The following is a 24,511-nucleotide window of genomic DNA, read 5'->3' on the forward strand; positions in this document are numbered from 1 at the left end:
TATGTGATCTGATACACGTTCTGCGTGGCGTCCGAGGCTCCCCTGCTCCCGACTCCTCGGGCGGCGGACCTCGGCCTCGGTAGGGTGACCACATGTCCTCGTGTGTGTTCTGCGAGATCGTCGACGGCACCGCACCAGCGCGGGTCGTCTACTCCGATGACGACGTGCTCGGATTCCTCGACATCCGACCGATCAAGCGCGGGCACACGCTGATCGTGCCGCGTACCCACTCCGCCGGGCTGGGTGACCTCGATCCGCACCTCGGCTCCCGGGTGTTCGCCGCGGGACAGGTACTCGCCGGCGCCATGCGCCGATCTGCGCTGTCGGCCGACGGTGTCAACCTGGCCGTCAACGACGGCCGGGCGGCCTTCCAGACCGTCTTCCACACCCACCTCCACGTGGTACCGCGTCACCACGGCGACAAACTGACCTTCGCGAAGGGACTGGTCGTGCGTCGCGATCCCGATCCAGACGAGACGGCCGAGATGATCCGCGCCGCACTCGACACGGTCTGAGCGATTGGTCCGGTGAACCGGTGAGCGGCGAGCGGGAACACGATCCGTACGGCACCGCGGAGCCGTACATCTCCCCGGCGGCGATCGAGGCAGTCCGTGCCGCCGAGTGGGTGACCGTGTTCTCCGGGGCCGGGATGTCCGCGGAGAGCGGCATCCCGACGTTCCGCGACGCTCAGACCGGGCTGTGGGAACGCTTCGACCCGGCGCAGCTCGCGACGCCGGAAGCGTGGTCCGGCGATCCTGCCCTGGTCTGGGGGTGGTACCAGTGGCGGGCACGGCTGGTACGCGACACCGAGCCGAATGCGGGCCATCGTGCCCTCACCGCGCTGGCCGCGGACCGATCTGTACTGGTGGTCACCCAGAACGTCGATGATCTGCACGAGCGCGCGGGCAACGAGGTCGTGGCACATCTGCACGGCAGCCTCTTCGCCCCGCGGTGCTCGCACTGCGAGACCCCGTACCGCGGTGTCGACGCCGACCCCGACAATGCCGTCGAGCAGGTCCGTGTCGAGCCGCCGACCTGTCCGATCTGCCTGTCTCCGGTGCGCCCCGGGGTGGTGTGGTTCGGCGAAGCCCTACCCGGCGACGCCTGGACCCGCGCCGAACAGGCCATCGCCGCCGCGCAGGTCGTGATCGTGGTGGGGACGAGCGGCATCGTCTACCCCGCTGCGTCGCTGCCCGAACGCGCTGCGGGGGCCGGGATCCCGGTGATCGAGGTCAATCCGGTAGCGTCCGCGCTCGACGATGTTGTCGCGCATCGCATCGCAGCACCGGCCGGTGTCGGTCTCCCCGCCCTCGTCCGCGCGGTCGCCGAGCGCCCGTGAGCCACCGGTCGCCGCGCGAGCCCGGAAGCTCTCGGGCGGTGACCAATCAGTCCACGTCGACCCGCGTCGGAAACTGTCAGTCGCCGGACGACAGGTCGATCGGTGCCCAGGGTGCCGTCGCCGCGGTCGCTTCGGAGTCGTCGGCGCCTGCGAGTGAGCCCGGACGGACACCCCGACGTTCCAACGCATCCCAGAGACCGACCAGCGCCCGGTCGGGGTCGAGCTCGAACTCGGACTCGCGAACGCGCCAGAACTCCCACCCGCACCGTCGGAGTTCGCGTTCGCGCTCCATGTCCGACCGCGCCTGTTCACCGGTGGTCCGGAATTCGTCGCCGTCACACTCGACTGCCATCCGCGCGTCAGCGCCGGTGACGACGAGGTCGATCGTGCGGTTGTTGACCGACACCTGAGGCGAGACGTGGTAACCACGGTCGGCGAGTCGCCGGAACACGCGCTGCTCGAAGAGACTCTCGAACGGCGACTGCCGCTGCGTCTCCGACACATCGGTCGGCATCGGGTCGGGGGGCGGCGCCTCCCCGGCCTGCACGTACGTGAGCAGTGACCGTCGGAGATCACTCGCCCGCAGGGCGTCCGCGTCGATGGAATGGACCAGCCAGAGTTGGTCCATCGCGCGCGACGCTGCCACGTTCACCCGGCGCTGGGACTCCGCGCGCGTCAACGGCGCGATGGCATCTGCGTCGGACACCACCATCGACACGAACACGATGTGCCGCTCGTCGCCCTGGAAGTCGGGCGGCGAGCCGATCCGGATCCGGCGCGTGCGCACTTCGTCCGCCCCCAGCGCCTCCCGCAGGCGACGGTCGATCTCGTCGATCTGCTTCTCCCCCTGCAGGACGATGATCCCGATGTCCAGACCGTCATGGGCCGGATCGCCGATGACTGCGACCACGGCGTCCACCACGGCCTGCGCCTCGGCCGGGTTGACCAGCGCCGCCCCCTGCCCCTGCGCGATGCCGTCGGCGACGCGGATGGACGCGAGCGGGCGCAGGCGATCGGAGCCGTACTGGCGCACCGGGATCAACGGATCGGCCCCGTAGAACTGTCGGGACGAGAACCCGATGATCTCCGGCATCGATCGGAAATGTTCACGCAACCGGATCAGATGACCGAACCGGCTGCGCAGCAGCGAGAACAGGCTCGATCTCGGTGTTAGGTTGTCCCGCAGATAGACCGGGACGTCGGGCAACTGTGTGTCGAGACGCGCGAATGCCTCGTCGAGGGAGGTGCCCACCAATGCTCCCGGGGCGCACTGCCGGTCGTCACCGACGACGATCACGCGCGGCGCGAGCCACAGCAGGAAGGAGCTGGTGATGTCGGCCTGGCTGGCCTCGTCGACGATGACCACGTCGAACGAGTTCTGGACCGGCGCAACGGTGTCCGCGACCTGCGAGATCGACATGATCCAGGCCGGCACGGCCGAACGTGCTTGCGACATGGCCTCCCGGGCCGCCGCACGAAACCGGTTGGCGTGTTTGCCCGACCCTTTGCCCAGGTTGATCATGTGATCGCGGTAGGACTGCAGTGCCTGCACCTGCTCGACTGTCATCCGCTCCAGGCAGGCTCGCCAGGCGTGGGTCGCCGCGAGTCGGGTGGTCAGTTGGGCGAGGTCGGCCTCGGCGTCGTCCAGGTCCTGCTGGAGACGTGCCTCGAGGTCCGGATCGCTGCGATCCTGCGCCCAGGTCAGTGCGCGTCGCCACGCCCAGGCGTCGGCCAGAGCATGCGCCCGCGCATCCCACTCGGGATCGGCGGCGGACTCCGCCAGCTGCGTGGCGAGGGTCGGCGCCTTCGCACGGAGCCGTAGGACGAGGAGATCGAGGGCGTTTTGCTCGTCCAACTCCCTTCGCGCGGTGGACCACTCGCGACGCGCTGCGGCGACCGCAGCACCGTCGGCCGCTCCGAGCGCCTCCATCAGCGCGTCGCCTTCCGGTGATGGTCCCTGATCGACCTCCACCGACACCCGGTGCGCTATCTCGGCCAACTCGCGCTCGGCAGACGCGGCGTCGTTGGTCGCGGCGATGGCGCCGGCCTGCTGGGCGACGGTGGCCAGATCGGCGACGCTGCGCGGGCGTGGGCCGCCCGGGCTGATCGCCTCCAGCTCGGCCACCAGTCGGTCGCGTCCGTGCAGGAGGTCGGACACCCGCGACAGCTGATCATCCAGCCGCACCAGGTGATTGAGCTGCGCGGACCGCGAACCGGATGTGTCGACCGGGACGTGCAGGTCCGCCAGTACCCGTTGGACGCTGTGCACTGCCTCGAGCACGGCGAGGTGATCGGCCACCAGTCGCAGCGATCGCGCATCGGAGGGTTCCCGACCGTCGACCGTCACGCTGATCCCGGACTCCTCGACGGCGCGCTGCTGAGGTGAGCGACGTAGGCGACCGCGCCAGCGGCCACCGTCGTCGAGATGGTCTGCGGCCGCATCGAACAGCGCGGCGTCGCCCGGCCGTGCTCCGTCGGCGATCACCGCGTGCGCCCCGAGATCTCGATCGCGGTGCGCGGCTTCGGCGATCACGGGTGCGGCGGTGCGGACCCGCGACCACAGGTGATCGGCCTGACCGGCGAGCAACCGGTCGGCCATGTCGACGACGGTCGGCGGGAACGCGGAGATCTCCGCGGTGAGTGGAGCCAGTTCGTCGCAGACGACCTTGATCCGGCCCAGACGATCGGTACCGACACCGGCGAGAATCGACAGCAGCGAACCGCTCCCGACCATCGGCTCGTGAGGGCGCGCGGCGATCCGGTTGCAGATCCGGTCCATCGTCACCGAGTCCGGCATCAGTTCGCCGAGGTCGGGAAGCCGCTGCCCCAGTCGATCTCGGGCGCCGCCGGTCATCCGGTACAGCTCCACCAACTGACCGAACTCGTCGGAGTCCAGCGGAGGGAAGGCGCCGTCGACCGGCCCAGGCAACCAGGAGTACCGCTCGGCATCGGCATTACAGGCTCGGACGATCTGTGCGGGTGTCCCCCGGTAGTCGCCGGCCACCCATTCGTGGACCTCGGTCTCGGCTTCGCGTATCCGCCACAGCTCGCGCAGCACCTCACCGCGACGGCGGGCGACCTGGTCGCGCCGCGCGGTCAAGTTGTCGATCTCGGCTGCGACGACTCGCGGCTGATGCGCTGACTTGCGGGTCGCGATCGCCTCCACGCCGGCGATGACCGCGGCCGCGTCGTCACGCCCGATGTCGGCGATGGACACTGCCAGGTCGCGGAGTTCGGTGGGCAGCATGTCGCGGAGCACTCCGAGCGCATGCACCTTCTCACTGACCACCAGGACGCGCTGCCCCTTGGCCAGCAGCGCGGCCACCAGGTTCGCGATGGTGTGGGTCTTCCCGGTTCCGGGCGGTCCCTCGACCACCACCCCGCTGTCGACGCCGAGTTGTGCGAGGACATCGCGTTGCTCGACGTTGGCGGGCAGTGGGTAGAGGGCATCGCCCACGAGCTCGTCGGCGGGCAGCGCTCCGGCCGCGGAGAGGGAGGTGATCCGATCGGTCACGTCGATCGGCGCCACCAGTTGCGCCAGCCCGGTCGGGACCGGCCGGGACTCGTCGCGCAGATCGGCGATGATGGCGTCGTAGAAGGCCAGGGCGGAGGCCACACCGCGGGTCCGGAGCACGAGGGCCGATCGCGTTTCGACACTCGCCTCGAGAGTGTCCGCGTCGACCTCGATCGCGTCGAACCAGTCGTCGAGCGCACCCGCGACGTCGGTGGCGACCGGACTCGACACCCGCGTCAGCGCTCGACGTGACTTGGTCGCCTCGGAGATGTCGACTCCCGAGACCCCGGCCAGCAGGTGGGTGTCGTCGACCGTCGGAACGGAGTCGGCGCCCAGCCGGACCGTGATGGTGCCCGTGTCGGCGTCGCGCTCAGCGACGACGGCCTGGGTCACGATGTGTTCGTGGACGAGTGGTGAATCGTCGGCCTCGGCCTCCGACACGGTGACCAGACCGGATGCGAGCACCAGCTCGAGCGTCTCGGGATTCTCGCCGAGGTCGTCGACGATGGCGGCCAGGTCGGCATGATCGGGGTGGTCGGCCGGGAGTTCGACGACCACCTGGCCGGGTCCGGCCGCGGACCGCACCGACACCCCGGTGCCCGCGCCCACCCACAGGTGGTCGGGATGGTCCTCGATCCGGCGGACGACCGACGATCGCGAGCGCACGAGGCCGCGGAGGAATTCGAGGAGCCGCAACACACGATCGCGATGATCGGCGTCGGCGGGCATGGTGCCTGGATTCTCGGTACCGGGATGTTCGGCGCCAGAATGCCCGACCTGGGCGCGATCGGATTGCGCGGCATCCCCATCGACCGCTTCCGGATCCGAGGCATGACCGTGTGCACCGGCCTCGACGCGAGAACCCGCGTCGTCGTGCTGGTCAGTCATCCGCCCGTCCCCTCCTCCGTCCGCCCGTCCGGCGTCGTCGGCTGGATTCACTGGCGTGGATATGGAACTGACGCTACCAATCGATGTGCGTCACACCGACGACGCGGTGCGCAGCGCGAAGAACCCGCCGTCGACGTAGCGGACGTTCGTGTAACCCAGAGCCGCGATCTGCTCTGCGATGCGCGCGGCCTCCGATCGCACCGAGACCACCGCGATCTCGGTGTCCAACTGACACTGGGCGAGTCGCTCGGCGGACCCCGGCGCGAAGGCGGCGCGGATCTCACCGGGCTCGACGACGTAGGCACCGGGGAGACTGCCCTGATGCCGGACGACCTGGGGTCGTGCGTCCACGACGACTCCGAAACCACTGTGGACGTGGTCCACGACGTCGGCTGCCGAGATCGAATCAACCACTGACACTGGTGACTCACCATTCCTGTTGCTCGCTTGCGGATGTACCCGGGAGTGTCGACACCGCGATCCGCGGAGAACCGAGATCCGCCGGGACACAACGCCATCGACGAACAACCGAACATCGATGACCATGTGTCGGGACCACGGTGCCCAGGCATCGGGGATGTGGTGCCGCATTACGCGGCTCCGAACCCTCCCGATGACCTTGTCGCTCCCCCTCCTACAAATGTTACGGAAGGATCTCGGAATGACAAGGTTCGTATCACTGTGCGGGAAACAGCCGAGGTCGGACGGCGCGGTCACGAGACGGGCGGTCACGAGACGGGCGGTCACGAGACGGGCGGCCACGAAACAGGCGGCCACGAGACGGGCGTGCCCGGCCGTCCGTGCGTCTCGCACGGTCGACCGGATACGTCGAGCAGTCGATGTCCGGGTCGGTCAGTCGGCCCGACGGCGACCGGCCACCCGCGGAGCCGGCCGCTTGCCGCTGCCACCGCGATCGTTGCGGCCCTGACCACGACTTCGGTGCGGCGGCGGTCCCCCGCGATTGCTGCCACCGCGACCGCGGGGCGGGCCCTGGTCGGGACGCAGGTCGATGGGGTATTTGCCGATCCGCGTGTTCCGCAGGAGTGCGAGGGTGTCGCGATCGAGGTCTTCGGGCAGCTCCACGAGACTGAAGTCGTCGCGAATGCTGATGTTGCCGAAGTCGCCGCGGGTCAGGCCGCCCTCGTTGGCGATGGCTCCGACGATCGCACCCGGATTGACCTTGTGCTTGCGGCCGACGGCGATCCGATAGGTCGCGTACCGCCCACCGCCACCTTTGGGTCCACGATCGGGGCGCTCCGAGCGCTCCGGCCGCTGCCCGGGCGGCGGATCGGGCGCCATCAGGAATCCGCCGTCGCGGGTCTCGAGCGCCAACGCGGCCGCGATGTCGGCCATCGCGACGTCGTTCTCCTGCGCGTAGTTCTCGATCAGCTGTCGGAACAGTGCCAGGTTGTCGGACCCGAGGTTCTCGGTGATCGAGTCGGCGAACTTCGAGACGCGCTGTGCGTTGACGTCCTCGGCCGACGGCAGTCCGATCTCGGTGAGCGACTGACGTGTGGCCCGCTCGATGGCGCGGAGCAGGTGACGCTCACGCGGTGAGACGAACAGCAGCGCGTTGCCCGACCGGCCGGCGCGACCGGTACGACCGATCCGATGCACATAGGACTCGGTGTCGTGCGGGATGTCGTAGTTGACCACATGCGAGATCCGGTCGACGTCGAGGCCGCGAGCGGCGACGTCGGTCGCGACGAGGATGTCGATGGCGCCGTTCTTCAGCTGGTTGATCGTCCGCTCACGCTGTGCCTGTGCGAGGTCACCGTTGATGGCCACGGCAGAGAATCCCCGGGCCCGCAGCTTCTCGGCGAGTTCCTCGGTGGCCTGCTTGGTGCGCACGAACACGATCATCGCGTCGAAGGTCTCGACCTCGAGGAATCGGGTGAGGGCGTCCAGCTTCCGCTGATGCGAGACCTGGATGTAGCGCTGCGTGATGTTCTGCGCGGTCGCCGTCTTCGACTTGACCGTGATCTCGTCGGGGTTCTTGAGGTACTTCTTCGCCAGTCGGCCGATCGCAGGCGGCATGGTCGCGGAGAACAGCGCGACCTGCTTGGAGTCGGGCGTCTCGGCCAGGATGCGCTCGACGTCCTCGGCGAAGCCCATCGTCAGCATCTCGTCGGCCTCGTCCAGGACGAGGAAGCCGAGCTCCGAGATGTCGAGAGTCCCGCGGTCGAGGTGGTCGATGACCCGGCCTGGGGTGCCGACGATCACCTGGGCGCCACGACGCAGGCCCGAGAGCTGGACGCTGTAGCTCTGACCGCCGTAGATGGGCAGTACGCGCACGTCGGACATGTGTGAGGAGTAGCGACCGAAGGCCTCGGAGACCTGCAGTGCCAGCTCGCGGGTCGGTGCGAGGATCAGCGCCTGCGGCTTCTTTGCCCCTGCGTCGAGCCGGGACAGGATCGGGACGGCAAAAGCTGCCGTCTTTCCGGTACCGGTCTGTGCCAGACCGACCACGTCGCGCCCGTCGAGGAGGGGTGGGATGGTGGCGGCCTGGATGGGCGACGGGGTCTCGTAGCCCACATCGGTGATCGCCTGCCGCACCCGCGGGTCGAGGTCGAGGTCGTCGAACGACCCTCCGGGTGAGGGTTCTGCGGTGTCGCTCATGCGAATGGTGTCTTCGTCATCACCAACAACTGTAAGGGGCGAGGCCCTCGTCCGAAGAATCCCGCCGGTTCCGACATGCCTCGATGCCGAATTCGTGACCTGGGCGGGAGGTGTCGCACACGCCCTGAGTAAAGGACCCCGCCCACTCGCTGCCGACCGTGTGATGACCTTCACTGATACTGGTACTGTCAGTCCCACTCAACTGGCGAGGATGACCCTGGAGCCGGGTCACCGATGCCCGTTATGTCCAACTTCGCGTGTGCAGGGGAGCCATTTATGGAGCAATATTCGACGCCATCGGATCTCACGATCGACGAGAAGGCGACGACCGTCGACTCGATCCTCCGATACCGCGCCGAACGTCCGACCTTGCCGCTGTTCCGCAAGCGGTCGGGGTCGCACTGGGTCACCGTGACGGCCAAGCACTTCGCCGACGAGGTCGACGCCGTGGCCAAGGGACTGATCGCCTCGGGCGTCAACCCCGGCGATCGGGTCGCCATCCTCTCGGGCACCCGGTACGAGTGGACCGTCCTCGACTACGCCATCTGGCGCGCAGGGGCCACGACCGTCGCGATCTACGAGACGTCGGCGCCCGACCAGGTCCAGTGGATTCTCGAGGACTCGGGCACCACGCTGCTGTTCGTCGAGAACCACGCTCAACACACCCGGCACATCAAGGTCATCGACGAGGCGCCGGCACTCAAGGAGACGCTGCTCATCGACGAGCACGCCCTCCCAACCCTCACCAAACGCGGCGCGAAGGTCGGTGACGACGAACTCGACCAGCGCCATGCCAACGCGCTCTCGTCCGACGCGGCGACGCTCATCTACACCTCGGGTACCACCGGCCGGCCCAAGGGAGTCGTCCTCACCCACGCGAACTTCCTGGCCGAGACGGCAGCCACCCGGGACGCCGTGGGCGCCGGGCTCGCCGAGGGCAAGTCGACGCTGCTGTTCCTGCCGCTGGCCCACGTGTTCGCGCGCGTGGTCGCGGTCGGCTGCGTGGAGAACGCGGTGATCCTGGGCCACACCAACGACATCCCGAACCTCATCGAGGACCTGGGCGAGTTCAAGCCCAACTACGTGCTCTCGGTGCCGCGCGTGTTCGAGAAGGTGTACAACTCCGCCAAGCAGAAGGCCTACGACGGCGGCAAGGGCAAGATCTTCGATCGAGCCGCCGACACCGCGATCGAGTACAGCAAGTCCCTCGATGCAGGCGGCCCCGGACTGGGTCTGAAGCTGAAGCACGCGCTCTTCGACCGGCTGGTCTACGGCAAGCTGCGCGCGGCTCTCGGCGACAACTGCGAGGGTGCGATCTCCGGTGGTGCCCCGCTCGGTGCCCGCCTCGGTCACTTCTTCCGCGGCGTCGGCATCCCCGTCTACGAGGGCTACGGCTTGTCGGAGACCACAGCTGCGGTCACCGCCAACAACGAGACCGACCAGCAGGTTGGCTCCGTCGGTCGACCGGTCCCCGGTGTCACCGTCGCCATCGCCGACGACGGTGAGGTCCTGCTGCAGGGTCCGGTCGTGTTCGGCGGCTACTGGAAGAACCAGCAGGCCACCGACGAGTCCATCAAGGACGGCTGGTTCCACACCGGCGACATCGGCAAGCTCGACAACGGCTTCCTGCACATCACCGGCCGCAAGAAGGAACTGATCGTCACCGCCGGCGGCAAGAACGTCTCCCCGGCCCAGCTCGAGGACGCCATCCGGGCGCATCCGCTGGTGAGCCAGTGCCTGGTGGTCGGCGACAACAAGCCGTTCATCGCCGCGCTGATCACCCTGGACGTGGAGGCGTTGCCCGGCTGGCTCGAGCGGCACCATCTGCCCGCCGACACCGCACTGGCCGACGTGGCGAAGAACGAGTCGCTGCTCGCCGAGATCGACGCGGCCGTCAAGGAGGCCAACACCAAGGTCTCCAAGGCAGAGGCGATCAAGAAGTTCTCCATCCTCGACACCGATTTCTCCATCGAGACCGGCGAACTGACGCCGACGCTGAAGCTCAAGCGCAATGTGATCCACGACGCCCACAAGGAAGCGATCGCCGACCTCTACACCTGACCGTCGCAGCGGACCTGCCCCGGGACCGGCCGCCCGCGCGTTTCGACGCGCCGGGCGGCCGGATTCGTCTGTGGACCGGTACCGGCATACCCTTAGGACCGCTATGAATCGGGACCTAGCGATCGACGCCACTCGTGGGCTGGCGATCTGGAGCATGATCAGCGCGCATTTCGCCTTCGGCACGCTGATCGAGGCCCCGACCCACAGTTTCCCGTATGTGGACGGGATGTCGGCGTTCGTGCTGCTCTCCGGCCTGATGCTCGGATTGGTCTACCGACGCTGGATCGAGCGCTTCTCGCTCGGCTACGCCTACTGGCGTCTCACCAAGCGCCTCGTCGTGCTCTACCTGTGCCAGTTGACGATCGCCCTGGTCGCGGTCGCAGCAGCCGTCGAGGGACACCGCTGGCTGACTCTGCTGCTGCCGATCGACGGTTGGTCGCACGGCCTCCGGCTCGTGTTGACGATGGACTACATCCCCAGCGGCGGCAACATCCTGCTGCTGTACATGCTCCTGATGGCGTCGGCCTTCGCGCTCTTCCCGCTGCTCCGGCTCGGGTGGTGGCTGCCGATCCTCGGTGCGTCGCTGGCGCTCTACGTCTTCTCCCAGGTCGCATCGCCGGACTGGTTCTACCTGAGTGCCTACATGCAGACGCCGCGCATCCAGAACTGGGCCGGCTGGCAGCTCATGTTCATCCCCGCCGTGGTGGTCGGCTGGAACTGGGAGATCTGGCGCATCACCGAGTTCGTCGACCGATGGCTCGTCGCAATCATCGGCGTCGCGGTGGCGGTCGGTGTCGTACTGCACTTCACCTTCCAGGACGGTCCACTGAAGGCACTCGAACCCGGTGTCGCCGACAAGCTGGAATTCGGTTGGGCCCGTGGGGTCGCGGCGTGGGTGGTCATCCCCGCCGTGTACGGGCTCTTCCGCGTGTTGTTGCGATGGTGGCATCGCGACTGGTTCCGCCCGCTGGTCATGACCGGGTCGCGCAGTCTCGACTCCTATGTGCTGCAGGCCATCGCACTGGTCCTGATCCCGATCCACGTGGCCCACCGTCCATGGAGCCTGGTCACCACGACTGCCGTCACGCTGATGGTGTTCGCGCTGTGCTGGCTGTGGGCGGAGTTCCGGCGGGCGATGCGCATCGACAAACTCCATCGGCTGCCGGTGATCGTGTACCGCCGCGTGGTCCGACGTCCGGTCACCCCGGAGCCCGAACCACTCGACGACCTCCCCACGCCGCCGGCAGCACCCACTCACCCCGAACCACAGCTCGCGCCCACGCACTGATCGACCGACCCCGCCACGACGTGCGCCGGCTCCATCGCGTCGGCTCCGTCACGTCGGACGCCGCGATCATTCCGCCTGATACAGGATTCCCCGCGTGATCGCCTCGCGGACGACCGGTAGCGCGGCCTCGGCGAGGGCGTCGGAGTCGACACCGTGGAACCCGGCGAGCAGGTCGATGAGCATCGCCAATGGCACCTCGCCCCGACATCCGGCGAACAACGCCCGGGACACCTCGTCGACCGCGACGGTGGCGCCCGGACCACCCGGCCGGTTCACCGAGGATGCGATCTCCTGCCACCCTTCAGGTCCCGGAAGCGACTGGGCGGTGAGCATCACCGGGGCGGTGCTCAGGCGGGCCGCCAGCAATTCCGCGTCGCTGGTGTCGCGAAGGTATGCACGACGCCTCAGGAATGCCGCCGCCTCGTGACCGGTCACCTCTTCACCGGCGGCCAGTATCTCCTCGAAGACCTGATCGGGACCGCGACTCCCGGCGACCTCCGGCAGCCGGACCGTGATGACACCCATCCCGATCCCGACGATGCCCTGGTCGGAGAACCATTGCAGCCAGCGACCTCCGCGCGCCGCGGACTGCTCGGCGGTCTCCCCCGCGTCCGACAGCCACAGCGAGACGTAGGACACCGGGTCGGCGAGTTCGCGTTGGACCACCCAGGCGTCGAGTCCGGTGTCCGCGAGCCATTCCCGCGGCCGAGCGGACCAGTCCTCCGGATCACGGACCACCCAGTTCGCCAGGATCTGCGCGGTGCCACCAGGATTCAGATGGTCGGCGAGACCGGCGACCAGCGCGGCGCAGATCGTGTCGCCCGCCATCCCGGAGTCGCGATAGATGTAGTCCTGCTCCCCCGCGCCCACCACGAACGGTGGATTCGAGACGATGAGGTCGAATCGTTCACCTGCCACCGGCTCGAACAGACTGCCGGGGCGCAGATCCCACTCCAGGCCGTTCAGCCGGGCAGTGGCCGCTGCGAGTGCGAGAGCACGGTCGTTGGTGTCGGTGGCGACCACCGTGTCGCAGTGCCCCGACAGATGCAACGCCTGGATTCCGCACCCGGTACCGAGGTCGAGAGCGCGACCGACGGGATCGCGGATCACTGCGCGCGCCAACGACACCGACGCCCCGCCGATGCCGAGCACATGGTCGTGGTGGACGGGTCCAGGCCGAAGGGCGGCATCCTGGTCGGAGATCACCAGGTAGTCGCGCTGATCGTCGGCGTGCGGCCGGATGTCGAGGATCGCGCGCACGCTGACCTGCCCGTCGCCCATCCCGTCCGCGTCGCCGACGATCTCGAGGACACCTTCCCGACGGAGTGCATCGAGTCCGACTCCCGGAAAGGCCTGGACCACCACCTCTTCCGGCTCGTCACTGCCGAGCAGGAACAGTCGGATCAGCACGGCCAACGACCGGCGTTCGGCGTCGACGTGCTCGGTGGCGTGGATGGCAGGCCACCAGACCCCGCGGCCCAGGGCCTCGTTCGCCTCGTCGCCGAGCACTGCTCCCACGCCGTCCGACGTGAAGCCGGCCGCGCGCAGGTCGACGCCCAGTGCATCGACGACGTCGCCGTCGGTGAGCGGTAGCCGCCTCGTGGCGCCGGTCGACTGCGACCCCGCCCGCTCGACGTCAGCCAACTTTTCGGTACTTCTTGTGCATCGCCTGCTTGGACACGCCGAGCAGGAGCCCGATCTCGGCCCACGACAATCCCGACAGTCGGGCCCGCCGCACCGCGACCTCTTCTTCGCGCGCGACCTCCTGTCGCAGCGACGCGATGCGCACCAACTGCTCGATCGGCGTCTCGTCGCCGTCGTCCACTCCGGTCTTCATCACCCCAGCGTGCCCGCCGATCGGACATTCGTCAACTCAGGTTGACGTTGGACGTCGGTCCTGCCCCGCGCCCCATGTTCTTCCGCCCCGAACTTCTTCTTCCGTCGCCTGCAGTCGGCGGAAGAAGAAGTTCGGGGCGGAGGAACGAGCGGAGGTCTGGGGCGGGTTCGCTTTACTCGCAGGCGATCCCGTCGCCATCGCGGTCGAGGTGACTGTCGTATCCGTCCTCGCCACGGCGGATCGGCGCCGCACCGGCGTCTCGTGCCGCGGTGCAGTTCTTGTAGTAGACGACCGGCGTCGGGGCCGGGGGCGCAGCAGCCACCGGCGCCGCCACGACGAGACCCGCCCCCATCAATCCTGCTACCGCGATCAGTCCCGCGAACCCACGGCGCCGTGTCGTCATGTCGTCATCCTTCGTCAATGTCCAGCCCCTGGTCAGGGTCGATAGATCATGCGCCCATCACATCGGGCCGGTGGCCACTTCGAAGCACATTCAGTCGAACGGACGAGCGTCACCACCGTCCTGGCCGGTGGATACTCAGTCGCCGCCGGTCTCTGCGGGCGGTACGCTGATCCCGCACACGCGCGAGTGGCGGAATTGGCAGACGCGCTGGATTTAGGTTCCAGTGTCCGATGGACGTGGGGGTTCAAGTCCCCCCTCGCGCACCATGGTCCCGGCGTTCGGCACTATCCCAGCCCCGGCACCGCCGACCTCGGGTCGGTCCCGGCGAAGGCGAGTCCGATGACCGCGCCGGCGAGTTCCTCGATCTGGCGAGCGCGGTCGAGCGGGCCGAGTACGTGGGCGGTGGCACCGACATCGCCGACCAGCCGACTCGTGAGCGCCAGCGCCCGGGCGTCGTCACCGGCGATGGGGACGACCACGCCGTCGGGCACATCGGCCCAGGTCGGTGCCGGGTAGACGTTGAAGGCCTTCACGACGTGCGCCGCCGGAATACGACTGGCGATGTGGTCGGCTGCCGACCCGGTCGGAAGGAGGTGGCTTCCCACCGCGTGGACGACCGGATTCGTCGGATCGATGATCGTCACACCGGCCAGATCGTCGCTCGACGATTCGGCGTCCGGCGACTCCGGATCTCGCGAGACGACCTCGTCGAGCACGGAGTCCACTGCAGCCCAGGGCAGGGCCACGACGACGGCATCGACACCGCGGGTGACTTCGGCGAACGAGCCCACGCTCACCCCCGGGCCTAGTGACTGTGCGAGATCGACTGCGGGGGTGCGTGATCGGCTGCTGACCGCGACGGAGTGGCCGGCGCGTGTCCACGCACCGGCGAGTGCGCGGGCGACGTTGCCGGCACCCCAGACGCCGATGCGCAGCGGACGATGGTGGCTTGTCGGAGAGTTCATGGTCGAGAACGTAGTGAGGACGATCCACACCGATCGGTGCATTACGGTTGATGCCATGGTCGCGACCAGCGCTGCACCGCCTCCGCCGTCGAACCGACCCGCGAGCGCGTCCCCGTCCCCGTCCCCGCCGCGCGACGAACTCGTCGCCGACTGCCGGGTGCGTGCCGCCACCGATCTGTTGATGCACCGCTGGGATCCGGTGGTCCTCGCCGCCCTCGACGAGAAGTCGCGCGATCGGTCGGCGCTGCGGGCCGCGATCGGCCAGATCTCCGACAAGGTGCTCGGCCAGACCCTCGACCGCCTCGAGGCGTCCGGCCTCATCACGCGGATGCGCACGAGGACGGCCCCGCCGCGCGCGGTCCTCTCCCTCACTCCGTTGGGCACGAGTTTCTGCCGCGGGCCGCTGCAGGCGCTCGGCGATTGGGCCGAGACCCACGGCGATGACCTTCTCGACGCGATGAGCGCAGGCGGCGATCACGCCGTGACCGCCGAGGCCGAGAACGGCGTGCGAGCCTATAGCGGTACCCCTCACCCCTCGGGATAGAACAGGAACAGCGTGCACCCGACCCGTGTCTGCGGCACGTGCCACGAGCCGGCCGGCGCATGCAGGAACGAACCCGCCGGATACTCCCGTGCACCGTCGTCGAAGACGCCGTCGACGACATAGACCTCTTCGGGGCCGGGTTCGTGGACATCCCGTCGCGGCCACCCGCTGCCGGCGTCCATCTCCAACACATTCGCGTGCGCACCGTTCGCACCGGTCCACAGTCGGCGGAGCCGGACACCCGGCAACACCTCCCGAGACGGAATGGTCGCGGCGTTCGACGACTCGTATCCGGGCTGGTCGAGGATCTCGCTGGTCATGTCCCGACCCTGGCATCGGAACCATCTCGGGCACGAGGTCGTCGGCGGCCGCGATGGGGTACTTTCGTGCCATGCATCGTGTGGTGACGCTGGTGCGATCGGTCCAGTCGACCTTCGAACTCGGATGCGCCGTCGAGGTCTTCGGCACCGAGCGGGCCGGCATCCCGACACATTACGAGCTGACCATGTGCACCGAGACCCCGGGTCGTGTCACGACAGCAGCCGGCTACTCCATCGATGTCCCGACGGGCCTCGATGCCCTCGAGACCGCGGACACGATCATCGTCCCCGGCTGGCTCCCCGTCGACGTCCCACCGACCCCGCGGGTGATCGCAGCGCTCCGCCGAGCGCACCACCGGGGCGCCCGGCTGGTCACCATCTGTTCCGGAGTCTTCGCGCTGGCCCACACCGGTCTGCTCGACGGAAGGTCGGCGACCACGCACGAGAGCCGAATCGGTCTGTTGCAGAAGATGTTCCCAGCGGTGCGTGTCGTCGAGACGTTGTTCGTCGACCACGGTGACGTGGCGACGAGCGCGGGCGCGGGCGCCGGGATCGAGTTGTGCCTGCATCTGGTCGAGCACGACCACGGTGCCGCCTACGCGGCCGCGATCGCGCGCAGCATGGTCGTCCCACGACGTGCGCGGCCGACCACGACTCGACCCGATGGACGGCCCGCATCGGGGATCGCGTCCGCTGAGGCCTGGATCGACGCGCACCTCCCCGACCGGCTCTCCGTCGCCGATCTCGCCACGCACCTCTCCGTGTCCCCGAGGACGCTGGCGCGTCGATGCGCCGACGAACTGGGAGTCGCTCCGGGTGAGTGGATCGTGTCGCGTCGAGTCCGGGCTGCGCAGGCGCTGCTCGAGCGCACCGACCTGACCGTGGACGCGATCGCCACCCGCGTCGGTCTCGGGTCGGCAGTGAACCTGCGACGCCGATTCCACACCCACGTCGGTGTCACGCCCAGCGACTATCGGCGGAGCATCCGCGCGGCCTGACGCCGGCGGACTGCCGCAATCGCTCACGGACGTGATCCCGACCACCCCCGCGAGCATCGAGGCACACCGCCGGCGAGCGCGTCGACGCTGGTCAGGTACCGTCGAGTCATGGCATCGGCACCCCTGCGACAGCGGCGCCACCGCCCGGCGCTGATCGCGCTGGTGGTGGTCGCAGCCGTGGCCTGCCTGGCATTGGCGTGGTGGCAGTGGAGTCGCTACGAGTCGGCGTCGGGAACGGGTCAGAACCTGGGGTACGCGCTGCAATGGCCGGCGTTCGCCGCCGCGGTGATCTACGCGTACCGCCGGTTCGTGGTCCTGGAGAGCGACCCGGACGAGGTCGAGAAGATCGCCCCGGGCTCCCGTGGCGCAACTGAGATCCCCGAGGGCATCCTCCCCGACCGGCCGACGACGCCGAGTGCTTCGTCGCTCACCTCCCCTCCGACGCCGGCCGAGGACGACAGCCTCACCGCGTACAACCGCTATCTGGCCGAGCTCGAAGCGCAGTCGATGGCCGAGGACGCTCGCGCGGGTGTCCGCCATACCGGCGGTGGCGGCCGCGCCCCAGTTCCCGACAGTGAGGACCCGACACCGTGACCGAAGCACGTACGCAGGCACCGACCACCCCCGTCGACAAGGTCCGGGGAGCCCTCCTGCGGTACCGGGTGCTGGCGTGGATCACCGGCCTGTGGCTGCTGCTGCTCGTCGTGGAACTCGTCATCAAGTACGGCTTCGGCAGCACGGCGCTGGACTTCGTGCCCTTCGTACACGGCTGGGTGTACTTCGTGTACCTGATCTTCGCGATCGACCTCGCCATCAAGGTCCGTTGGCCGCTGGGCAAGACCGTGCTCACGGCCATCGCGGGCACCATCCCCTTCCTCTCCTTCTGGGTGGAGCACATCCGCACCCGCGAGGTGAAAGCGGAATTCGGCCTCTGAGGCCGGGACCGGCAACCACCGGCCGACCACCAGCGCCCGTACATCCAAGCTCACGGCCCGGGAATTCATCGTCCTCATGGACGGGTGACACCTGAGGGGTGCCGTCTGTTCACGGCCTGCCGACAAGACTGTCGATCATGCGGATCGTGCAGCTCGCCAACTTCTACGGCTCGCGGTCCGGCGGGCTGCGTACCGCCGTCGACCGTTGGGGCGCAGGCTATGTCGCCGCCGGTCACGAAGTCGCCCTCGTGGTACCGGGCACCGAGGACCACGAGGAGGTCCTCGACAGCGGAGTTGTGCGAATCCGGGTCGCGGCCGGACGCCTCCCGTTCTCCGGTGGCTACCGACTCGCCCGACCCCATCGGGTCGCCGAGGCCGTCGCACATCTGGCCCCCGACGCCATCGAGGTCTCCGATCGACTGACCCTGCGCGGCTTCGGTCGCTGGGCCCGCGACCGGGACATCCACTCGACGATGGTGTCGCACGAACGACTGGATCGCCTGCTGGGCATGGTGATGCCGCGCTCGATCGCGCGCCTGGCGGCCGATCGCGCCAACTCCGCGACCGCAGCGTCGTACGACTCCATCGTGTGCACGACGCCGTTCGCGGCCGCGGAGTTCGACCGCATCGGCGCGGGCAACGTGGTGCGCGCGCCACTCGGCGTCGACCTCGACATCTTCGATCCGCGCCACGCCGACCGCACCCTCGCTGCACGCTGGGTCGACGACGAGACCACGCTGATCACCCACTGCGGCAGGCTCTCCCCGGAGAAGCGTCCGGATCGGAGCATCGCGGCGGTGGCCCGGCTGCACTCGGCACGGCGGCGCGTGCATCTGGTGATCGCCGGTGACGGTCCGCGGCGGCCGGCCCTGGAACGGGCGGCGCGCGGACTCCCGGTCACCTTTCTCGGGCACCTACCCGACCGAACCCAGGTGGCGACCCTGCTCGCGACCACCGAGATCTCCGTCGCGCCCGGACCGCACGAGACGTTCTGTCTGTCCGCACTGGAGTCCCTGGCCTCGGGGACGCCGGTGGTCGGGTCACGGTCGTCGGCGGTGGCCGGGATCGTCGACCCGAGTTGCGGTGCGCTCGCCGAGGACTCGACCACGGGGTTCGCCGACGCCATCGAGGACCTGCTCGCGCGGCCACGGCCGGCTCGCGAATCGGCCGCACGACGCCGTGCGATGTCGTTCCGGTGGTCGGACTCCATCGACCGCATGATCGGTGTGCATCGGGGTGCTCGGGTCTGACGGAGCGTCCCGGATGACGCGGGGTCAGCTCCGCGAGAGCTCGGTTCAGCCCCGCGCGAGCTCGGTCAGCGCCGGGACCAACTGTGCCAACGCTTTTCCACGGTGGCTCAGCGCGTCCTTCTCCTCGGGTGCCAGCTCCGACGATGACCGCCCACCTGCGGCCTCGTCGTCAGGGACGAACAGGGGGTCGTAGCCGAAACCGTGATCGCCCCTGGGCGCGCGCAGGATTCGACCACGCCATTCACCGCGCACCGTGGTCTCCACGCCGTCCGGGGCGACCAGTGCGCAGGCCGACACGAACGCCGCGCCCCGACGTTCGTCGGGCACATCCGAGATCTGCGCCAGCAGCAATTCGTTGTTCGCGGGATCGTCGCCGTGGCGGCCACTCCATCGTGCCGACAGCACCCCGGGCATCCCGTTGAGGGCGTCCACGGCGATCCCGGAGTCGTCGGCGAGGCACGGCAATCCGGTGGCCGCAGCACCCGATCTCGCCTTGATCAACGCGTTGTCCTCGAAGGTGGCGCCCGTCTCCGGTTCCTCCGGGTACTCGTGCACGTCGTCGAGACCGACGACCTCGAGGTCGCCCAGGCCCGCCGCGGCGACCACGCGCCGGAGTTCGGCCAGCTTCTTGGCGTTGCGACTGGCGAGCAGTAGCTGCGCGGCCATCAGTTGGCGCCCGGCAGCACGCCGGGATACGGCTCGGCGAGCACGGTCCGCTGCGCCTCGAACAGCTTCTCGGTGCCGACGGCGGCCATGTCGAGGAGCGCGTCGAGGGTCGCCCGCGGGAAGGTGGCGCCCTCGCCCGTCCCCTGCACCTCGACCAGGGTCCCGGCGTCGGTCGCGACGACGTTCATGTCGACCTCGGCTCGGGAGTCCTCCTCATAAGGCAGATCGAGGCGGACCCGACCGTCGACCACGCCGACGCTGACCGCCGCGATGGCACAGGACAGCGGCTGCGGATCGCTGAGTCGCTTGGCCGCCTTGAGATAGGTCACGGCGTCGGCCAGGGCCACATACGCACCGGAGATGGCGGCCGTACGGGTGCCACCGTCGGCCTGCAGAACGTCGCAGTCGAGGGCGATGGTGTTCTCCCCGAGTGCGGCGAGGTCGATGCAGGCGCGCAGCGAGCGGCCGATCAGTCGGCTGATCTCGTGGGTGCGACCGCCGATCTTGCCCTTCACCGATTCGCGCGAGGATCGCTCGTGGGTCGCGGCGGGCAGCATCGAGTACTCGGCGGTCAGCCACCCCAGACCGGACCCACGACGCCAGGGCGGCACGCCCTCGGTGACACTCGCGGTGCACATGACGCGGGTCTGACCGAACTCGACCAGTACCGAGCCGGCCGGGTGGGTGGTGAATCCGCGGGTGAAGGTGATCGGTCGGAGTTCGTCGTCGGCCCTGCCGTCTGCGCGTGTCGTCACGAGACAACTCTATCGACTCCCGACCCGGCGCCGAACCGCCTGCCAGGGTCAGGGCGCGAGGTCGAACACCTGACCGGATCGGACGACATCGACCGGCCCCGCGAAGGTGCTACGCGCCTCGGCGAGGACGTCCTCGGTGCTCGTCCAGGGCGCGATGTGGGTGAGGGCGAGCGAGCGGGCACCCGCCTTGGTGGCCGCCTCCCCTGCCTCGATCCCCGAGAGGTGCAGGTCGGCCGGACGGTCGGCCGGGGCGTGGGTCCACGAGGCCTCACAGAGGAAGATGTCGGCTCCTGCCGCGAGGTCGATGAGCTCGTCACACGCCCCGGTGTCGGCGCTGTAGGCGATCACCTGTCCCTGCGGACCCGTGATCCGCAGCCCGAATGTGGCCGGCGGATGGTTCATCCGCCGCGGCAGGATGCTCATCCCACCGAGTTGCACCTCTTCGCCGTCGACCCAGTCGTGCGTCGCGAAGGTGTCGGTGATGTCGTCGACGTCGCCGGGGATCTCGGCAGACGCGGCTCCGATGCGCAGCGGTGTGCCCGGCGGGCCGTAGAGCGGGGCCCGCCCGGTCGCCGGGGTGGGTGCGTACCGTCGCCAGACCAGCATCGCCGGTAGGTCGAGGCAATGGTCGGCGTGTAGATGACTGAGGACGACCGCCACCTCGTTGGGGTCGGCGACCCGCTGCAGTTCTCCGAGCACCCCCGGTCCGCAATCCATGAGTACGGGTTGTTCACCCGCGACCGTGAGCAGGTACCCGGAACACGCAGCGCCGGGCCCACCCACGCTCCCGGAACACCCCAGGACCGTCAGACGCATGGTGACCACCTTGCCACGTCCGCGACGCAGCCAGACAACGTATCGGTCACAACTCCCGGCGACCGCCGTTCATCTCGGTCAGAGGGGTTGCACCTGGCCCACCACCGGACCGAGGAAACGGCTGGAGAGTTTCGCGAACAACTCCGGGTCACCGGTGGAGCGGAACTCGCGGATTGCCGCCCGGTCGCTGTGCGGATGGAGCAGGTCGTTCTCGGTGAGGACCCGGAACAGGTCCTTGGCGGTCTCCTCCGCGCTCGAGACGAGGCTCACCTCGTCACCCATCGCGAGCTGGATCACGCCCGAGAGAAGCGGGTAGTGGGTGCAACCGAGCACCACGGTGTCGACGTCGGCGCGCTGCAGCGGTTCGAGGTACCCCTGTGCGAGCCCGAGGATCTGCCGACCACTGGTGACACCTCGTTCGACGAAGTCGACGAACCGAGGGCAGGGCACCGCGGTGATCACCGCGTCGCGGGCCGCGGCGAACGAGTCCTGGTAGGCGCGGGAAGCGATGGTCGCCTGTGTGCCGAGCACGCCGATCCGACCGGTGCGGGTGGCGTGGACCGCCCGGCGCACGGCGGGTAGCACGACTTCCACCACGGGGATTGGCGCGTAGCGTTCCCGCGCGTCCCGCAGACAGGCCGCCGACGCCGTGTTGCAGGCGATGACAATGGCTTTCACGCCGCGGGCCGCGAGGTCGTCGCCGATCGCGAGGGCGTGGCGCCGGATCTCGGGGATGGTCAGCGGCCCGTACGGACCGTTGGCGGTGTCGCCGATGTAGACGATGTCCTCGTCGGGCAGGAGGTCGATGATGGCGCGCGCCACCGTCAACCCGCCGACACCGGAGTCGAAGATCCCGATGGGTGCGTCGGCACCCGCGGGGAAACCGTTGGGCGCTATGACCGCACCTCCGCCGACGGGCTGCGTTTGCGGCGGTCACGATCGGAGAGGAACCACGCCGCGAGGACACCGCCGACCGCCCCGAAGAGGTGGCCTTGCCACGACACCTGCGGGTCCGACGGCAACACACCCCACAGCACCGAGCCGTACACGAGGAACAGCACGACGCCGATCAGGATCTGCCAGACGTTGCGGTTGAACAGCCCACGGATCAACAGGTACGTCAGCCAGCCGAAGATGACGCCCGAGGCGCCGACGGTGAACGAATACGACGGCGCGGTGAGCCAGACACCCACCCCCGAGACGATCCACACGATGGCGGTGACGATCAGGAACCGTCGCGCGAGCAGCAGCAGGAAACCGAGGATCGCACCGACGGTCACGTTGCCGATCAGGTGCGCCCAGTCGCTGTGCAGCAACGGCGCCCACGCGATGCCGTCGAGGCCGTCGACCTGACGCGGGATGATGCCGAACCGGTAGTCCATCCGGAAATCGCTCGCGGCGTCGATCGCCTCGATGACGAAGAGGGCGGCGACGATCGACACCATGATGGTGGCCGACCGCAGCCAGAGTGGGCGTTCGCGGCGCGCGGGCTGCGCTCCGGTCGGGACCGGATTCGTCGTCATGAGCGTCCTCGCTGGTGATCCGTACGCACGCCGTCGAATCGACAGCGGGTGGGCATCAGGCCCACAGCTGGCCCTCCAGGGCCGCTTCGGCGTCCTCCAAGCTACCCGCGTAGGCGCCGGTGGAGAGATACTTCCACCCCGCGTCGGGCACGACGAGACCGATGTCGGCGCGTTCGCCGTTCTTCAGCGCCCCGCGTGCCACGCCGCGCGCCGCCTGCAGGATCGCGCCGGTCGACACCCCGGCGAAGATGCCCTCCTGCTCGATGAGCTCCCGCACCCGGGCGACGGCGTCGACGCCCTGCACCGAGAAACGTCGGGTCAGCACCGAGTCGTCGTACAACTCGGGCACGAAGCCCTCGTCGATGTTGCGCAGACCATAGACCTCGTCGCCATAACGCGGCTCGGCGGCGACGATCTGGATGTCCGGATTCTGTTCGCGCAGATAGCGACCGACGCCCATCAGGGTCCCGGTGGTACCCAGGCCCGCGACGAAGTGGGTGATCTCGGGCAGGTCGGCGTAGAGCTCCGGGCCGGTCCCCTCGTAGTGCGCCGCGACATTCGCCTGGTTGCCGTACTGGTAGAGCATGACCCAGTCGGGATGCTCGGCGGCGATCTCCTTGGCCATCGCGACCGCGGTGTTCGATCCGCCCGCAGCCGGAGACGAGATGATCTGCGCACCGAACATCGTCAGCAGTGCACGTCGCTCCTCCGACGTGTTCTCCGGCATCACACAGATCAGCCGGTACCCCTTGAGTTTGGCGGCCATCGCCAGGGAGATCCCGGTGTTGCCGCTGGTCGGCTCGAGGATGGTGGAGCCGGGCGCCAGCAGTCCGTCACGCTCGGCCTGCTCGATCATCCGCAGCGCGGGCCGATCCTTGATGGAGCCGGTCGGGTTACGATCCTCGAGTTTCGCCCACAACCGCACATGCGGACCATCGGTGCCGTCGTCCCACCGCGGTGAGAGTCGTTGGAGCCCGATGAGCGGTGTGGACCCGACCGACTCGATCAGTGACGAGTACCGTGCCACCGCCGGTCAGCCACCCGCGACGGCGGGCAGGATGGTGACCTCGTCACCGTCGTCGATGCCGGTGTCCAGACCACCGGAGAAGCGTACGTCCTCGTCGTTGACGTAGACGTTGACGAATCGGTGCAGCTTGCCGTCGGCGACCAATCGCTCCTTGATCCCCGGGTTGGCGGCCTCGAGGTCGTCGATGACCTCCGCCAACGTGGTGCCGCCGGCGTCGACCCGCTTCGCACCGCCAGTGTGGGTGCGCAGGATGGTGGGGATGGACACGGTGACGGGCATGGGTCAGCTCCTGATCTCGATCAACTCTTCGGTCACGACGCCGTCGACGATGCGATAGCTCCGGATCTCGTCGACGTCGGGGTCCCTGGTGGACACCAGGACGTAATGGGCGGCGGGCTCGCCGGCGTAGGAGATGTCGGTGCGGCTCGGGTACGCCTCGGTGGCGGTGTGCGAGTGGTAGACGACGACCGGCTCCTCGTCGTTGCGGTCCATCTCTCGCCACACCTTCAGCTGCTCTCCGGCATCGAAGCGATAGAACGTCGGCGACCGCTCGGCGTTGAGCATGGCGACAAAGCGTTCCGGCCGGTCGGAGCCCTCGGGCCCGGCGATGATCCCGCATGCCTCGTCCGGGTGGTCGGCGCGTGCGTGCGCCACCATCGCGTCCACCAACTCGCGCCTGATCTGCAGCACCGACACATCCTCTCGCACGGCGCGGGAACCTCCCCGCATCGACCAGCCAGAACGCCGATCCCCGTGTGCATAT

25 protein-coding genes and 1 tRNA gene are annotated in these 24,511 nt (G+C 68.8%); 10 read left to right on the forward strand and 16 right to left on the reverse strand.

Translation table 11 applies throughout. The annotated features are described in order from the left end of the window. The first annotated feature begins 92 nt into the window (after nt 1-92). Both GS4_RS14665 and GS4_RS14670 read left to right on the forward strand, forming a co-directional pair. Nucleotides 93-515: an HIT family protein gene (locus tag GS4_RS14665; protein ID WP_007621843.1), complete on the forward strand. Its 423-nt coding sequence runs from the start codon at nt 93-95 to the stop codon at nt 513-515. Nucleotides 516-535: 20 nt separating this feature from the next. Next, the gene (locus tag GS4_RS14670) at nt 536-1,339 is read left to right on the forward strand and encodes an SIR2 family NAD-dependent protein deacylase (protein WP_007621844.1); all 804 of its coding nucleotides are present in this window, start codon (nt 536-538) and stop codon (nt 1,337-1,339) included. A gap of 76 nt (nt 1,340-1,415) precedes the next feature. On the opposite strand, the gene GS4_RS14675 is transcribed toward GS4_RS14670, so the two are convergent. From GS4_RS14675 to GS4_RS14685, 3 genes are all read right to left on the reverse strand, one after another. Further along, nucleotides 1,416-5,741, reverse strand: a complete 4,326-nt coding sequence (locus GS4_RS14675) for a PDDEXK-like endonuclease domain-containing protein (RefSeq protein WP_007621845.1) — start codon at nt 5,739-5,741, stop codon at nt 1,416-1,418. A gap of 90 nt (nt 5,742-5,831) precedes the next feature. After that, nucleotides 5,832-6,161 carry a rhodanese-like domain-containing protein gene (locus tag GS4_RS14680; protein ID WP_007621846.1) on the reverse strand — a complete coding sequence of 110 codons (330 nt, stop codon included), beginning with the start codon at nt 6,159-6,161 and terminating at the stop codon, nt 5,832-5,834. Nucleotides 6,162-6,593: 432 nt separating this feature from the next. After that, nucleotides 6,594-8,360, reverse strand: coding sequence for a DEAD/DEAH box helicase (locus GS4_RS14685; protein WP_007621847.1), 1,767 nt, complete (start codon nt 8,358-8,360; stop codon nt 6,594-6,596). A gap of 276 nt (nt 8,361-8,636) precedes the next feature. Here GS4_RS14685 and GS4_RS14690 point away from each other — a divergent pair, with 276 nt between their 5' ends. After that, nucleotides 8,637-10,421: an AMP-dependent synthetase/ligase gene (locus GS4_RS14690; RefSeq protein WP_007621848.1), complete on the forward strand. Its 1,785-nt coding sequence runs from the start codon at nt 8,637-8,639 to the stop codon at nt 10,419-10,421. Nucleotides 10,422-10,524: 103 nt separating this feature from the next. Beyond that, complete coding sequence (gene opgC, locus GS4_RS14695; RefSeq protein ID WP_007621849.1) at nt 10,525-11,709, forward strand: OpgC domain-containing protein; 1,185 nt, start codon at nt 10,525-10,527, stop codon at nt 11,707-11,709. Between the two features lie 66 nt (nt 11,710-11,775). Here opgC and GS4_RS14700 read toward each other — a convergent pair whose 3' ends face one another. From GS4_RS14700 to GS4_RS14710, 3 genes are all read right to left on the reverse strand, one after another. Then, nucleotides 11,776-13,353, reverse strand: a complete 1,578-nt coding sequence (locus GS4_RS14700; RefSeq protein ID WP_007621850.1) for a DUF7782 domain-containing protein — start codon at nt 13,351-13,353, stop codon at nt 11,776-11,778. After that, the gene (locus GS4_RS14705; RefSeq protein ID WP_040510570.1) at nt 13,346-13,546 is read right to left on the reverse strand and encodes a hypothetical protein; all 201 of its coding nucleotides are present in this window, start codon (nt 13,544-13,546) and stop codon (nt 13,346-13,348) included. Before GS4_RS14705 ends, GS4_RS14700 begins: the two co-directional genes overlap by 8 nt. A 172-nt stretch (nt 13,547-13,718) precedes the next feature. Beyond that, a complete protein-coding gene (locus GS4_RS14710) occupies nt 13,719-13,949 on the reverse strand; it encodes an excalibur calcium-binding domain-containing protein (protein WP_157226627.1) in 231 nt (76 codons plus the stop codon). A gap of 180 nt (nt 13,950-14,129) precedes the next feature. Between GS4_RS14710 and GS4_RS14715 the strand changes: the two genes are divergently transcribed. Beyond that, nucleotides 14,130-14,215 (forward strand) — tRNA-Leu (locus GS4_RS14715). Nucleotides 14,216-14,233: 18 nt separating this feature from the next. Here the strand turns inward: GS4_RS14715 and GS4_RS14720 are convergent. Continuing rightward, nucleotides 14,234-14,914: an NADPH-dependent F420 reductase gene (locus tag GS4_RS14720; RefSeq protein ID WP_007621854.1), complete on the reverse strand. Its 681-nt coding sequence runs from the start codon at nt 14,912-14,914 to the stop codon at nt 14,234-14,236. Nucleotides 14,915-14,969: 55 nt separating this feature from the next. On the opposite strand from GS4_RS14720, the gene GS4_RS25220 reads away from it, so the two are divergent. Then, nucleotides 14,970-15,458, forward strand: a complete 489-nt coding sequence (locus tag GS4_RS25220; protein ID WP_007621855.1) for a winged helix-turn-helix transcriptional regulator — start codon at nt 14,970-14,972, stop codon at nt 15,456-15,458. Here the strand turns inward: GS4_RS25220 and GS4_RS14730 are convergent. Further along, nucleotides 15,443-15,778, reverse strand: coding sequence for a cupin domain-containing protein (locus GS4_RS14730; RefSeq protein WP_007621856.1), 336 nt, complete (start codon nt 15,776-15,778; stop codon nt 15,443-15,445). The two genes, GS4_RS25220 and GS4_RS14730, sit on opposite strands and share 16 nt — an antisense overlap. A 71-nt stretch (nt 15,779-15,849) precedes the next feature. Here GS4_RS14730 and GS4_RS14735 point away from each other — a divergent pair, with 71 nt between their 5' ends. The 4 genes from GS4_RS14735 to GS4_RS14750 all read left to right on the forward strand — a co-directional run bounded on the left by GS4_RS14735 (nt 15,850) and on the right by GS4_RS14750 (nt 18,961). Continuing rightward, nucleotides 15,850-16,776, forward strand: coding sequence for a GlxA family transcriptional regulator (locus tag GS4_RS14735; RefSeq protein WP_007621857.1), 927 nt, complete (start codon nt 15,850-15,852; stop codon nt 16,774-16,776). A gap of 108 nt (nt 16,777-16,884) precedes the next feature. Beyond that, entirely contained in the window at nt 16,885-17,370 is a 486-nt protein-coding gene (locus GS4_RS14740; RefSeq protein WP_007621858.1) for a hypothetical protein, read from the forward strand. Continuing rightward, complete coding sequence (locus GS4_RS14745) at nt 17,367-17,711, forward strand: DUF3817 domain-containing protein (protein WP_007621859.1); 345 nt, start codon at nt 17,367-17,369, stop codon at nt 17,709-17,711. The genes GS4_RS14740 and GS4_RS14745 overlap by 4 nt, the downstream gene beginning before the upstream one ends. Before the next feature lie 137 nt (nt 17,712-17,848). Beyond that, on the forward strand, nt 17,849-18,961 hold the full coding sequence (locus GS4_RS14750) for a glycosyltransferase (RefSeq protein ID WP_007621861.1): 1,113 nt from the start codon (nt 17,849-17,851) through the stop codon (nt 18,959-18,961). Between the two features lie 45 nt (nt 18,962-19,006). Here GS4_RS14750 and rdgB read toward each other — a convergent pair whose 3' ends face one another. The 8 genes from rdgB to GS4_RS14790 all read right to left on the reverse strand — a co-directional run bounded on the left by rdgB (nt 19,007) and on the right by GS4_RS14790 (nt 24,438). Continuing rightward, nucleotides 19,007-19,627, reverse strand: coding sequence for an RdgB/HAM1 family non-canonical purine NTP pyrophosphatase (gene rdgB / locus GS4_RS14755; RefSeq protein WP_007621863.1), 621 nt, complete (start codon nt 19,625-19,627; stop codon nt 19,007-19,009). Beyond that, nucleotides 19,627-20,382, reverse strand: coding sequence for a ribonuclease PH (gene rph, locus GS4_RS14760; protein ID WP_007621864.1), 756 nt, complete (start codon nt 20,380-20,382; stop codon nt 19,627-19,629). The genes rdgB and rph overlap by 1 nt, the downstream gene beginning before the upstream one ends. Before the next feature lie 48 nt (nt 20,383-20,430). Further along, nucleotides 20,431-21,198, reverse strand: a complete 768-nt coding sequence (locus GS4_RS14765; protein ID WP_040510624.1) for a cyclic nucleotide-degrading phosphodiesterase — start codon at nt 21,196-21,198, stop codon at nt 20,431-20,433. A gap of 78 nt (nt 21,199-21,276) precedes the next feature. Next, entirely contained in the window at nt 21,277-22,095 is an 819-nt protein-coding gene (gene murI, locus GS4_RS14770; RefSeq protein ID WP_083862726.1) for a glutamate racemase, read from the reverse strand. Then, the gene (locus GS4_RS14775) at nt 22,092-22,721 is read right to left on the reverse strand and encodes a rhomboid family intramembrane serine protease (protein WP_007621869.1); all 630 of its coding nucleotides are present in this window, start codon (nt 22,719-22,721) and stop codon (nt 22,092-22,094) included. The genes murI and GS4_RS14775 overlap by 4 nt, the downstream gene beginning before the upstream one ends. A gap of 55 nt (nt 22,722-22,776) precedes the next feature. Beyond that, nucleotides 22,777-23,748: a PLP-dependent cysteine synthase family protein gene (locus tag GS4_RS14780; protein ID WP_007621870.1), complete on the reverse strand. Its 972-nt coding sequence runs from the start codon at nt 23,746-23,748 to the stop codon at nt 22,777-22,779. A gap of 6 nt (nt 23,749-23,754) precedes the next feature. Next, the gene (locus GS4_RS14785) at nt 23,755-24,027 is read right to left on the reverse strand and encodes a MoaD/ThiS family protein (protein WP_007621871.1); all 273 of its coding nucleotides are present in this window, start codon (nt 24,025-24,027) and stop codon (nt 23,755-23,757) included. Between the two features lie 3 nt (nt 24,028-24,030). Continuing rightward, complete coding sequence (locus tag GS4_RS14790) at nt 24,031-24,438, reverse strand: M67 family metallopeptidase (RefSeq protein WP_040510626.1); 408 nt, start codon at nt 24,436-24,438, stop codon at nt 24,031-24,033. Between the last annotated feature and the right edge of the window lie 73 nt (nt 24,439-24,511).

It is taken from the genome of Gordonia soli NBRC 108243 (assembly GCF_000334455.1).
Classification (GTDB): domain Bacteria; phylum Actinomycetota; class Actinomycetes; order Mycobacteriales; family Mycobacteriaceae; genus Gordonia; species Gordonia soli.